The 12472-nt window shown below is 64.0% G+C and carries 13 protein-coding genes; 5 read left to right on the forward strand and 8 right to left on the reverse strand.

All coding sequences use genetic code 11. From position 1 onward, the window contains the following. Positions 1-7: 7 nt before the first annotated feature. The 4 genes from NL528_RS02070 to ffh all read right to left on the reverse strand — a co-directional run bounded on the left by NL528_RS02070 (position 8) and on the right by ffh (position 3816). Positions 8-1090 (reverse strand): zinc-binding dehydrogenase, encoded by a 1083-nt coding sequence (locus tag NL528_RS02070; RefSeq protein WP_309181084.1) that lies wholly within the window; start codon positions 1088-1090, stop codon positions 8-10. A 133-nt stretch (positions 1091-1223) separates the two neighbouring features. Next, positions 1224-1769 (reverse strand): ribosome maturation factor RimM, encoded by a 546-nt coding sequence (gene rimM, locus NL528_RS02075; RefSeq protein WP_309181085.1) that lies wholly within the window; start codon positions 1767-1769, stop codon positions 1224-1226. A gap of 19 nt (positions 1770-1788) precedes the next feature. Beyond that, complete coding sequence (gene rpsP, locus NL528_RS02080) at positions 1789-2121, reverse strand: 30S ribosomal protein S16 (RefSeq protein ID WP_309181086.1); 333 nt, start codon at positions 2119-2121, stop codon at positions 1789-1791. A 144-nt stretch (positions 2122-2265) separates the two neighbouring features. Beyond that, entirely contained in the window at positions 2266-3816 is a 1551-nt protein-coding gene (gene ffh / locus NL528_RS02085) for a signal recognition particle protein (protein ID WP_309181087.1), read from the reverse strand. A 449-nt stretch (positions 3817-4265) separates the two neighbouring features. Between ffh and NL528_RS02090 the strand changes: the two genes are divergently transcribed. After that, positions 4266-5330 (forward strand): MBL fold metallo-hydrolase, encoded by a 1065-nt coding sequence (locus NL528_RS02090; protein WP_309181088.1) that lies wholly within the window; start codon positions 4266-4268, stop codon positions 5328-5330. A 92-nt stretch (positions 5331-5422) separates the two neighbouring features. Here the strand turns inward: NL528_RS02090 and NL528_RS02095 are convergent, their stop codons facing one another. After that, positions 5423-6124 (reverse strand): SIMPL domain-containing protein, encoded by a 702-nt coding sequence (locus tag NL528_RS02095; RefSeq protein ID WP_309181089.1) that lies wholly within the window; start codon positions 6122-6124, stop codon positions 5423-5425. Between the two features lie 5 nt (positions 6125-6129). Then, positions 6130-6828: a GyrI-like domain-containing protein gene (locus NL528_RS02100; protein ID WP_309181090.1), complete on the reverse strand. Its 699-nt coding sequence runs from the start codon at positions 6826-6828 to the stop codon at positions 6130-6132. Positions 6829-7020: 192 nt separating this feature from the next. On the opposite strand from NL528_RS02100, the gene dapF reads away from it, so the two are divergent. Then, a complete protein-coding gene (gene dapF / locus NL528_RS02105; protein WP_309181091.1) occupies positions 7021-7893 on the forward strand; it encodes a diaminopimelate epimerase in 873 nt (290 codons plus the stop codon). Between the two features lie 3 nt (positions 7894-7896). Beyond that, on the forward strand, positions 7897-9180 hold the full coding sequence (gene mtaB / locus NL528_RS02110) for a tRNA (N(6)-L-threonylcarbamoyladenosine(37)-C(2))-methylthiotransferase MtaB (protein ID WP_309181092.1): 1284 nt from the start codon (positions 7897-7899) through the stop codon (positions 9178-9180). Between the two features lie 159 nt (positions 9181-9339). On the opposite strand, the gene NL528_RS02115 is transcribed toward mtaB, so the two are convergent. Continuing rightward, positions 9340-10062 carry an RNA pseudouridine synthase gene (locus NL528_RS02115; RefSeq protein ID WP_309181093.1) on the reverse strand — a complete coding sequence of 241 codons (723 nt, stop codon included), beginning with the start codon at positions 10060-10062 and terminating at the stop codon, positions 9340-9342. A 28-nt stretch (positions 10063-10090) separates the two neighbouring features. Here NL528_RS02115 and ftsY point away from each other — a divergent pair, with 28 nt between their 5' ends. Both ftsY and NL528_RS02125 read left to right on the forward strand, forming a co-directional pair. Beyond that, the gene (gene ftsY, locus NL528_RS02120; RefSeq protein ID WP_309181094.1) at positions 10091-11035 is read left to right on the forward strand and encodes a signal recognition particle-docking protein FtsY; all 945 of its coding nucleotides are present in this window, start codon (positions 10091-10093) and stop codon (positions 11033-11035) included. A gap of 133 nt (positions 11036-11168) precedes the next feature. Continuing rightward, positions 11169-11771 carry a septation protein A gene (locus tag NL528_RS02125; protein ID WP_074271936.1) on the forward strand — a complete coding sequence of 201 codons (603 nt, stop codon included), beginning with the start codon at positions 11169-11171 and terminating at the stop codon, positions 11769-11771. Positions 11772-11913: 142 nt separating this feature from the next. Here NL528_RS02125 and NL528_RS02130 read toward each other — a convergent pair whose 3' ends face one another. Continuing rightward, positions 11914-12276: a helix-hairpin-helix domain-containing protein gene (locus tag NL528_RS02130; protein ID WP_074271935.1), complete on the reverse strand. Its 363-nt coding sequence runs from the start codon at positions 12274-12276 to the stop codon at positions 11914-11916. Positions 12277-12472 lie beyond the last annotated feature (196 nt).

The following is a 12472-nucleotide window of genomic DNA, read 5'->3' on the forward strand; positions in this document are numbered from 1 at the left end:
ACCGTTGTTACGGCACTATGGCGGTGAGATCGAGGCTCTGCATCAGGGCGGCGGCCTCGACCGCCTGTCTGAAGTCGGCGAGCTTGAAGGTCGTCACCACGATCTTGCCGAGATCGAGCAGGCCGTCGGCGGCCAGCGCCGCAAGCTGACCCGGCGCCGTCCGGTCGTACATGAACTGGCCGACCACCTCCCAGTCGTTGGCCAGCATCTCGCGAAATGAAAGCTCGAGCGGCACTTCGGCGCTGCCCATCAGCACCAGGCGGCCGCCGCGTTTGAGCGCGCGCAGGCTCGACAACGTGGTCGAGGTACTCTTGGCGGCGCCGAGCAAATCCAGCGCGACGTCGGCGCCGCCGCCGGCGGCGTGGCGGATGACCGCGAGATCCTTCACGGCGTCGCCGGTAACCACGGCTGGAATCACGCGCGGGCCAAAAGCCTCAACCAGCAATTCGAGCGCCGCCTGCTTGCGTCCCACCGCGACGACGCGCGCGGCACCCATCGCGACCGCCAGCATGACGGCGCCGGAGCCGAAATAGCCGGTCGCGCCGTTGATGATGATGGTGTGGCCGCCGCGCAGCCCCGAACGCTGCAGTCCGCCAAACGGCACGATCAGTTTGGCGAGCCCGATCAATTCTGTCGCCGGCCTGTCGTCGAGACCCGTCAGCGGCGTGGCGCAGGCCGCCGGCCAGTGCGCGATTTCGGCGAACACGCCGTCGCGCCATCGCGACTGCAGGGCGAGCGCTTCCGGCGTCGTCACGGTGGCGGTCAGTCCGATCAGAATCTGCGGCGGCTCGCGGTCGGGCACGTCGCCGCGCAAATGCGGACTCAGGAAAACCCGGTCGCCGCTGCGAACATGCGTGACATTGTCGCCGGCCGCGACCACGCGTGCGATCGCGTTGGTGCCGGGCACGAACGGCATCGGCGGCAGGCTGTAGGGCACCGAGCCCGACAGCACCTTGCCGGTGTAGGACAGCACCATGCCGGCTTCGATGCGGACGATGACGCCGTCAGGCGCCGGTTTTGGCGTCTCGACCTCGTCGAACCTGAGATCATTTTGCGCGTGCAGGCGCCAGGCTTTGTGGGTGTTTGGCATCGGCGATCATTCCAATTCTTCGTCGTCCCGGCCCATATGCGCAATTGCGCATCAGGAGCCGGGACCCATAACCACGACTGCCAATGTAGTGTGAAGCTGGCGCGCCATCCAAACCGATACCCGCCATCGGTGGTTATGGGTCCCCGCCTTCGCGGGGACGACTCGGGGAGGGATCGTCGCCGTCGATTTCGGCGGGCAATTCGATCACCACGCGCCCGTTCGCAAGGTCGACCGTGGGCACGACCGCATTGGTGAACGGCAGCAGCATGGTCGACCCCTGCGGTGGCGCGATCTCGATGATGTCGCCGGCACCGAAATTATGGATCGCGATCACGCGGCCGAGCGGCTCGTTCGCGGCATTGACCGCGGCAAGCCCGATCAGGTCGGCGTGATAATACTCGTCGTCAACGGTATCAGGCAGCTTCTCGCGCGCGATGTAGAGTTCGATTCCATTGAGCCGCTCGGCGTCTTCGCGGGTGGCGATGCCTTTCAGCGTCGCCACCAGATGATCCTTTGCCTCGCGCGCGTGCGTCACCTCGAACTGGCGCGCGCCGTCCTTTGTCGTCAGCGGGCCGTAACGTGTCACGGCCAGCGGGTCTTCGGTAAAAGCCCACAATCTTACCGCGCCGCGCACGCCATGCGCGGCGCCGATACGGGCGACGCAAATCGGTGTTGTCACCGTCACGCGCCGTTAACGCTCACGCCTTGGCGGCGGCTTCGGCAGCGGCCTTGCGTTCCTTGCGCGGCACGGCCTTTTCCGGGTTGTTGCGTGCGGCGCGCTTGACGACACCGGCGGCGTCGAGGAAGCGGGTGACGCGATCCGACGGCTGCGCGCCCTTGGCGAGCCAGGCCTTGACCTTGTCCATGTCGAGCTTCAGCCGCGCCTCATTGTCCTTCGGCAGCAGCGGATTGAAATGGCCGAGACGTTCGATGAAACGGCCGTCGCGCGGAAAGCGCGAATCGGTGACGACGACGTGATAAACGGGACGCTTCTTGGTGCCTGCGCGAGCGAGGCGGATAACGACTGACATTTGGTTCTCCTGTTGAATACGAAACTTAAGTGAGTGGATTGGTCTGAATTCGCGTCATTGCGAGCGAAGCGAAGCAATCCATGTGGCCGCGAGGCAGAAAGCTGGATTGCTTCGTCGCTTTGCTCCTCGCAATGACGAAAAAGGTCATTTCTTCTTGCCCGGGAAACCGCCGAGGCCCGGAAGCGTCGGCTTGCCGCTCAAGCCCGTGAGCCCCGGCAAATTCGGCAATCCCTGGCGCAGACCCGCGGGAAGATCCTTCGGCAGACTGGGCAGGCCGCCCGGACCAGCGCCGCCCTGCATCTTCTCAGCCATCGCCTTCATTTCCTCCGCCGAGGGCGGCTTCATGCCGCCGCCAAAGCCCATCGCCTGCGCGATGCCGGCCATCGGACCGCGCTTGCCAGAGCCCATGGCCTTCATCATGTCGGCCATGTTCCGGTGCATCTTCAGGAGTTTGTTGACCTCCTGGACCTCCAGGCCGGCGCCTGCGGCGATGCGCTTTTTGCGGCTGGCTTTGAGGATGTCGGGATGCTTGCGCTCCTGCCGCGTCATCGAATCGATCACCGCGACCTGGCGCTTCAAAATCTTGTCGTCGATGCCGGCGGCGGCGATCTGGTTTTTCATCTTGGCGATGCCGGGCATCATGCCCATCAGCCCGCTGATGCCGCCCATATTCGCCATCTGCAGCAATTGCTCGCGCATATCGTTGAGGTCGAACTGGCCCTTGCGCATCCGCTCGGCGGTGCGCGCGGCCTTTTCGGCGTCGATGTTGGCGGCAGCTTTTTCCACCAGCGACACCACGTCGCCCATGCCGAGGATGCGGCCGGCGATCCGGCTCGGGTGGAAATCCTCCAGTGCGTCGGTCTTTTCGCCGGTGCCGATCAGCTTGATCGGCTTGCCGGTCACGGCGCGCATCGACAGCGCGGCGCCGCCGCGGCCGTCGCCGTCCACCCTGGTCAGCACAATGCCGGTGAGGCCGACGCGCTGGTCGAAGGCACGCGCGAGATTGACCGCGTCCTGGCCGGTCAGGGAATCCGCGACCAGCAGCACTTCATGCGGATTGGCGGTGGTTTTGATTTCGGCGGCTTCCGCCATCATCTCTTCGTCGAGCGTGGTGCGGCCGGCGGTGTCGAGCAGCACCACGTCGTAGCCGCCGAGTTTTCCGGCTTCGAGCGCGCGTCGCGCGATCTGCGCCGGCTTCTGGCCGGCCACGATCGGCAGCGTCGGGATGTCGAGATCGCGCCCCAATACCGCAAGCTGCTCCATCGCCGCGGGACGATAGACGTCGAGCGAAGCCATCAGCACCTTGCGCTTGTCGCGCTGGGTCAGGCGGCGGGCGAGTTTGGCGGTTGTCGTGGTCTTACCGGAACCCTGCAGGCCGACCATCATGATCGCAACCGGCGGCACCGCATTTAAGTCGATGGTCTGACCGTCTGAGCCGAGGGTGGCGACCAGTTCGTCATGGACGATCTTGACCACCATCTGGCCGGGGGTGACCGACTTGACGACGGTCGCGCCGACCGCCTGCTCGCGGACACGGTCGGTAAAGCTGCGGACCACGTCGAGCGAGACGTCAGCATCGAGCAGCGCGCGGCGCACTTCGCGCATCGCGGCGTCGACATCGGCTTCCGACAGCGAACCGCGCCCCGTCAGCCGATCGAGGATCCCACCAAGCTTTTCCGACAGACTGTCGAACAATGCCGTTGTCCTGTTGCTGCCTTCACTCCTCAAGGACCAGGTGGAGCCTGCGTCTCGAAGGGTGGCGGCGACCACCGTGGCCTCATCCTTCGAGACGCCGCTTCGCGGCTCCTCAGGATGAGGGTCGTCCAAACACATTTACGCCCGAGGGCGCATCGCGCTGTCGGGCGTTGGCCTCCGGTCTCAAGGGCCGGGCGGCGGGTCGAAAAGAACGTCTTTCCGAGAAGTGCCGGGGTTAAACCCCTATGGACGCGGAAAGTCAAGGAAAGTTGCCCGGCTCCAGCCAATTTAATTGATCAAGCAGCTGGAAATGCTGATCTTTTCCCAATGGAAGAACTTACTGTGTTCGGTAAGAGCACAAATTCTGTCGCAGGTTCCATGTTCGTCCCGCCGACGCCATATAACGCCTCATGCCTTCCGCCCTGTCAGCCGCTTAGCGATCTCACCTCGTGCCAATCACCCGCCGCAAAGTTCTCGGACTGCTCGCCGGCGCCGCCGCGGCGGTCGGCGTGCCATCGATCTGGATTTCCCGCATGAAAACCTATGACGGCCCCGTTTCCGATCATTTCGACGGCCTGCATTTCTTCGATCCCGACGGCTCGCCGCCGAAATCACTGGGCGAGGTGCTGCGCTGGCAGTTCGGAAGCGGCCGGCAGCGCGCGAACTGGCCGGAATGGGTGCCAAGCCCGCATGCCGATACGCCGCCGCCACACGTCGAGGGCGACAAGGTGCGGCTATCGTTCGTCGGCCACGCGAGCTGGCTGATCCAGACCGCCGGTCTCAACATCCTGGTCGATCCGGTGTGGTCGATGCGCGCCTCGCCGTTCGCATGGGCCGGACCGAAGCGGCACAACGATCCCGGCATTGCCTTCGATGCGTTGCCGCCGATCGATATCGTGCTGGTCTCGCACGGCCATTACGATCATCTCGACCTCGCGACGCTGTCGAAACTCGCGGAAAAGTTTTCGCCGCGCGTGATCACCCCGCTCGGCAATGATGTGACGATGCGCGATGCGGATGCCGCGATCAAGGCCGAGGCGTTCGACTGGCAGGATCGTGTCGAGCTCGGAGGCGGCGTCGCGGTGACGCTGGTGCCGACGCGGCACTGGTCGGCGCGCGGCCTGTTCGACCGCAACAAGGCGCTGTGGGCGAGCTTTGTGCTGGAGACTCCCGTAGGCAAACTCTACATCGTCTGCGATTCCGGTTACGGCGAGGGCAAGCATTTCCGCCGTGCCGCCGAGGCGCACGGTCCGCTACGGCTCGCGATCTTGCCGATCGGCGCCTATGAGCCGCGCTGGTTCATGCGCGACCAGCACATGAATCCGTCAGACGCGGTGAAAGCGCTGGCCGATTGCGGCGCGCAGCAAGCGCTGGCGCATCATCACGGCACGTTTCAACTGACCGATGAGGCGATCGACGCGCCGGTGATCGGGTTGGGCGAGGCGCTTGACGAAGCGAAGGTTTCGCGGGAGCGGTTTGCGGTGCTGAAGCCGGGGCAGGTGGTGGAGATTTGAACGTCATTGCGAGCGAAGCGAAGCAATCCATCTCGCCACAAAAAGAAAGAATGGATTGCTTCGTCGCTTCGCTCCTCGCAATGACGTGAGTACTATTCCTTGGCCTTGATCGCCCAGGACACGCTCACGGTCACCGACAGCGTCTCTTCGCCTTGGGCGACCGGTGCTGCGGCGGCCATGCCGCCGGCAACCATCTTGCCGCTGCGGAACATCGGCGCGCCTGAACCTTCCTCGGAAATGCTCAGCGGCTCGCCAAGCGTCACGCCGGCGGCCTTGGCATAAATCTCGGCCTTGCGGCGGGCATCGGCGATCGCCTTTTCGCGGGCGTCATCGAGCAGTTTCGAGGCCTGCGAGACCACAAAATTGATACCGCCGATGTCGTTGGCGCCGGCGCCGACCAGCACGTCGATGATGTTGGCGACCTTGGTGACGTCGCGGATCCGGACGGTGACGCGGTTGCTGGCTCGGTAGCCGACAACGGGCGAAGGGCCGCTGCGGTTCGGCGCGTATTGCGGCTGCAGCGACAGCCGTGAGGTCTGGTAGTCCTTCTCGTCGATGCCGGCGCCCTTCAGTGCCAGCAGCACCTTGCCCATCGCCGCATTGTTGGCGTCCGACGCCTCGCGGGCGGTCTTGGCGTCAGACGTGACGCCGCCGTCGATCTGCGCCTGATCCGGCGGCACCGATACGGTGGCTTCGCCGGTCACCGAAATCGCGGCCGGCAAAGCCGTCTGCGCCAGCGCCGGCGCGGCCAGCAGTGCCGCCGCGGCGAGGACGACAGCGAAGGAATGCTTCATGGGTCTCACTTCAACGGCACGTAGACGTTGATCACCAGCTTGTCCTCCGCCGTCTTCAGGGGATCGGTGATGTATTCCTCGATGAAGGTGTCCTTGGCTTCCAGCTTCTTGTCGTCGAGGTGATTGGTGATCGCCTCATAGGTGTTGTCCATATTGTCGTAGGAGCCGCGATGGACGAATTTGAGCGCCTTGCCGTCGGGCGATTTGCCCATGCTCATGTCCTTGGTCAGGTTCTTCGGATCCTGCTCGACCGGAATTTCGGCCAGGAAGGTGAAGCCGGTATCGTCGGTCGAGGTGTAGACGATCATCGAATTGCCTGACGCCTTGATGCCCTGCTTGTCGAGCAGTGCGGTCAGTGCCTTGAACGACTCGATCAGGGTGTCGAAGGCTGCATCCCAGTTGGCCGTGCCCTTCATGACCACCACCTTTTTGGGCTCCAGCGTGAATTGCTCGCCAAAGGGGTCGGCGGTCTGGACCGGTGCGATCGGCGGCGGCGCCGGCGTCTGGGCGGCCGCGGGAGTATCGGCCGGCGATTTGGTCTCGGCGGGCGGCGGAACCGGCGTCGCGGACGGGGCCGGCGCAGGCGTTGCGGTGGGCGAGGCCGCCGGCGCGGGCGTTTGCGCCAGCGCGGCGCTGCCAAACGCGATTGCCACGATCGGGATCAGCGCGACCAGGGCGGCTCGGAAGGTGCCGATACGGTTCATTTCGATATTCTCCATCCCCATTCCAAGCGGTCGCGGTAGGTCCCGGCTCACGCCCGCAAAGACGCTGCCATTCCTAACACGCAAGTTCCGCTTTCGTCCCATGACAGATGCGTCATGGGGCCTTGCAGCCCCGGCGGACTGGCCAATCCGCCATCATTCGCCATATAAGACAGGCATAAATTGGGAAATTCCATGAGCGCGCTCGCCAACCACGCATTTGCCAAGATGAACGGCATTGGCAACGAAATCGTCGTGGTCGATTTGCGCGACAAGCCCGCCGTCGTGACGGCGGAGGAGGCGCGTGCGGTCGCCTCGCCGGCGGGCGTGCCCTATGACCAGTTGATGGTGCTGCAGCCGCCGCGGCTACAGGGCACCGAGGCCTTCATCCGCATCTACAACAGTGACGGTTCGGAGGCCGGCGCCTGCGGCAACGGCATGCGCTGCGTGGTGCGCCGCCTGTTCGAGCAGACCGGCCAGACCGCGGTCACTTTCGAGACCCGGGCCGGGCTGTTGAACTGCTGGAAGGGCCCGGCGCCCGATCTGTATACCGTCGACATGGGGGCGCCGAAATTCGGCTGGCAGGATATTCCGCTGGCCGAAGAGTTTCGCGATACCCGCTACATCGAATTGCAGGTCGGACCGATCGATGCGCCGGTGCTGCATTCACCGTCCGTGGTCAGCATGGGCAATCCGCATGCGATCTTCTGGGTCGATGACGTCAACGCCTATGATCTCGACCGCTTCGGCCCGTTGTTGGAAAATCATCCGATTTTTCCGGAGCGCGCCAATATCACGCTCGCCCATATCGTCGATCGCGATCACATCACGATCCGCACCTGGGAGCGTGGCGTCGGGCTGACCAGGGCCTGCGGCTCGGCGGCGTGTGCCACCGCGGTTGCGGCGGCGCGGCTGAAGCGCGCCAATCGTCTGGTCGAGATTACGCTGCCGGGCGGAAAGCTCTCGATCGAATGGCGCGAGCGCGACGACCATGTGCTGATGACGGGCACCGCTGATTTCGAATATGAGGGACGATTCGATCCTGCGCTGTTTGCGTCCGTCGCCTAAATCATGAGTGTCGAGGTCCTCACTTTCGGCTGCCGCCTCAATGCCTTCGAATCCGAAGTGATTCGGCACGAGGCAGAGAAGGCGGGGCTTTCCGACACCATCGTCATCAATAGCTGCGCGGTCACCAATGAGGCGGTAGCCCAGGTGCGGCAATCAATCCGCCGGTTGAAGCGCGAGCGGCCTGGGCTGCGGATTGTCGTCACCGGCTGCGCGGCGCAGACGCAGGCCGAAATGTTCGCCGGGATGGCGGAGGTCGATCGCGTCGTCGGCAATGACGACAAGATGCGGGGCGAGGCTTGGCGCAACGCGCGCGCCGCCTTCGACGCCGGATTTGGCATTGCCGCCGGCGAGAAGATCGCGGTCGCCGACATCATGGCGGTCACGGAGATGGCGCCGCATCTGCTGGAAGGCTTTCAGAACGGCCTGCCGCGGGTGTTCGTGCAGGTGCAAAACGGCTGCGACCACCGCTGCACCTTCTGCATCATTCCCTATGGCCGCGGCAATTCGCGCTCGGTGCCGATGGGCGCGGTGGTCGACCAGGTCCGCGCGCTGGTCGAACGTGGCCATGCGGAGATTGTGCTGACCGGCGTCGACCTCACCAGCTATGGCGCGGATCTGCCGGGCACGCCCAAACTCGGCCAGCTGACAAAGCAGATCCTGCGGCACGTGCCCGAGCTCAAGCGTCTGCGGATTTCATCGATCGACTCGATCGAGGCCGACCGTGATCTGCTCGACGTCGTCGCCGACGATGACCGCCTGATGCCGCATCTGCACCTGTCGCTGCAGTCCGGCGACGATCTGATCCTGAAGCGGATGAAGCGGCGGCATTTGCGCAACGATGCCATCGCATTCTGCGCGCAGGTGCGGCGGCTGCGGCCGGACATCGCGCTTGGTGCCGACATCATCGCCGGTTTTCCGACCGAAACCGAAGAGATGTTCGCGCGTTCGCAGGATCTGGTGGAGGAATGCGGCCTCACCTTCCTGCACGTGTTTCCCTACTCAAAACGTCCGGGCACGCCGGCCGCGCGAATGCCGCAGGTCGCGGGCGAGGCGATCAAGGCGCGTGCGAAACGATTGCGCGCGACGGGTGAGGCGGCGCTGCGGAAGCGGCTCGCTGCCGAGATTGGTGCAACGCGTCAGGTCTTGATCGAGAGCGGCAAGCAGGGGCGGACGGAGCACTTTTTGCCGGTGGCGATCAGTGGCCAAACGCCGGGCGCGGTGCGGGCGCTGACAATCGCCGGACATGATGGTGTGCGGCTGATCCCAGACGGTCATCGCCCGGCATAGCCGTCCGAAGGACGGCGTCGCTTCCGCTCGCCTATGACCGGGCGACCCAGTATGCCGCGGCCTCTCGGTCGACTACGAATTTCTCTGGAATACTGGATCATCCGCTTTCGCGGATGATGACGAGTGCAGTTTGCGGCAAGAGTTGCGCTCGTTCGGCGCCTACTCCCCGTTCCACCCGCACACCCTGAGCCGCTCGTGCATATGCGGCGGCGCCGGCGCGATCACGTGTACGGGTTCCTTGTTTTTCGAAATCGGGATCCCGATCTCGCGGGAATGCAGATGTAGCCGCGGCTCGCCGAAACGCGGGCCGTTGCCGTAAATATTGTCGCCGACGATCGGCCAGCCGGTCGCAGTGGAATGGACGCGCAGCTGATGGGTGCGGCCGGTGACCGGTTCGAGCGCGAGCCAGGCAAGACCATCGCCGCGCCCCAGCACCTTCCAGTTTGTGACGGCCTTTTGACCGTCGGGGTCCGGCTTCTGCCACCAGCCGCGTTCGACATTCAGCCGGCCGAGCGGCATGTCGATGGTGCCTTGATCTTCGGCAGGCCCGCCTTCAACGACGGCCCAATAGGTCTTTGAAATTTTGCCGTGCTTGAACAGCAGGCCAAGCGATGCGGTCGCCTTGCGGTGGCGCCCCAAAACGAGGCAGCCGGATGTGTCCTTGTCGAGCCGGTGGGCCAGCACCGGCGGCCGCGGCAGGCCGAATCGCAAGCCGTCGAACGACGCCTCCAGATTGGCGCCGCCCTTGGGGCCGCGATGCACCGGCAGCCCCGCCGGCTTGTCGATGACCAGCATCAATCCGTCGCGGTGGAGCACCCGCGCCTGGATTTCCTCCGCGGTCAATTCGGGAACATCGATCAATCGTTCGAGACTTTCGCTCATGACGCGAAACCGCTAACACAGCCGCGCCATGAACGATACCACTGCGGGAACCCCCAAACTGAGCTGGTGGCGGCGGCTGTCCGGCGGCCTGAAGCGGACCTCTGGTGCGCTCGGGACCGCGGTCGCCGATCTCGTCACCAAGCGCAAGCTCGACCGTGCCATGCTCGACGATATCGAGGATGTGCTGCTGCGCGCCGATCTCGGGACCGAGGTTGCCGTCCGCATAGCGGACGCGGTCGGCAAGGGGCGTTACGACAAGGCGATCTCGGCGGACGACGTGAAGACGGTGGTCGCGACCGAAGTCGAAAAAGTGCTGGCGCCGGTGGCAAAACCGCTGGAGATCAATGCGGCGCAAAAGCCGTTCGTCATTCTCGTGGTCGGCGTCAATGGTTCCGGCAAGACCACCACCATCGGCAAGCTCGCCGCGAAACTCTCTGCCGAGGGCCGCAAGGTCATGCTGGCCGCCGGCGATACGTTTCGCGCGGCCGCCATCGAGCAGCTGAAGATCTGGGGCGAACGCACCAAATCGCCGGTCATCGCGGGCGCGCAGGGCTCGGATTCGGCGAGCCTGGCCTTCAATGCCCTTACGGCGGCGAAAGAGCAAAAGCTCGACGTGCTCCTGATCGACACCGCCGGCCGGCTGCAGAACAAGGCCGAACTGATGAACGAACTGGAAAAGGTCGTTCGCGTCATCAAGAAGGTCGATGCCTCGGCGCCGCATGCCGTGCTGCTGGTGCTCGATGCCACGGTGGGACAAAATGCGCTGTCGCAGGTCGAAGCGTTTCATCGTACCGCCGGGGTCACGGGGCTTGTCATGACAAAGCTCGACGGCACCGCGCGGGGCGGCATTCTGGTGGCGCTGTCGGAGAAATTCAAATTGCCGGTGCACTTCATCGGCGTCGGCGAAGGCGTCGACGATCTCGCGCCGTTCACCGCACGCGATTTCGCGCAGGCGATTGCGGGAATTGAATAGGCTTCATCCTTCGAGACGCGCGCGAGTGCGCGCTCCTCAGGATGAGGGGAGAGATACGGGAAGTCCTCATCCTGAGGAGGCGCGAAGCGCCGTCTCGAAGGATGGCGGCAAGTAAGGTTTGATGGATTAAGTGATGGACAAGACCCAGCCGCATCCGTTGTTCAAACTCGCGACCGAGCTCGGTCCGCTGCTCGTATTCTTTGTCGCAAACGCCAAATTCCATCTGTTCGTCGCCACCGGCGCGTTCATGGTGGCGATCGTGGCGGCGATGATCGCGTCCTATGTGGTGACGCGGCACGTGCCTGTCATGACGATCGTCACCGGCATCATCGTCATCGTGTTCGGCACGCTGACGCTGGTGCTGCACGACGAAACCTTCATCAAGGTCAAGCCGACCATCATCTATGGGCTGTTCGCGGCCGTGCTGGGCGGCGGGCTTTTGTTCGGCCGCTCCTTCATCGCCATCATGTTCGACCAGATGTTCAACCTGACGCCGCATGGCTGGCGCATCCTCACGATGCGCTGGGCGCTGTTCTTCCTTGCGATGGCGGTCCTGAACGAAATCGTCTGGCGCACCCAGACGACCGATTTCTGGGTCGGCTTCAAGGCGTTCGGCGTGATTCCGCTGACGATGATCTTTGCGATCGCCCAGATGCCGCTGACGAAGCGCTACCATCTGGAGCCGGCCACGCTCGAGGCGAGCGAGGCGGAAGCGGGCGATGTGTCGAAGGGGTGAGGATCGTCTCTCCGCCGTCATTGCGAGGAGCCAACGGGTCGCGCGAACGCGCGCCCGATGACAAGCTCCGCGACGAAGCAATCCATTTTACCGCATGTGGCGCTATGGATTGCTTCGCTTCGCTCGCAATGACGCTGAGGGATCAGCTCTTCTGCTTGGCGATGATCTTGTCCTTGATGCCGTCATAGGTCTTTTGCGGGACGATGTTCTTGTTCACCAGGTCATCCTTGCCCTTGTAGGGACGGCCCTTGATGATCGCCGCCGAATAGGCCTTGCCGATGCCCGGCAGCGCGTCGAGTTGGTCGGCGCTCGCGGAGTTGATGTCGAGCAGGTCCGCTTTCGGGGCCGGCGCCATCTTCGACTCGGTGGCCGGCTTCGGCGCGGGCGCCATTTTGCTGTCGGATTTGGCCGCGGGCTGCGCGGTCTGGGCCATCGACGGCGTCGCCGTCATCAGACCTAAAGTGAGCGCAGTAGCGAGAAGTGAAGCGAGCGTGAAATGACGCATTGGGTGTGTCCCTCCAAGGACGGTTTAAGTAACGTCATGGAGGTAGCTTTGAATTCGTGGCAGCGCCATGGCCGTGAAATGAACGGCAGATAAAAGCGGAAAATTATTTGTCTACGTCATTCCGGGGCGTGCGCAGCACGAGCTATGATGTGCACTTGCACATCAGAGAATCCATAACCACCATCGTGAGTATGGA

Source organism: Bradyrhizobium sp. Ash2021 (assembly GCF_031202265.1).
GTDB lineage: Bacteria > Pseudomonadota > Alphaproteobacteria > Rhizobiales > Xanthobacteraceae > Bradyrhizobium.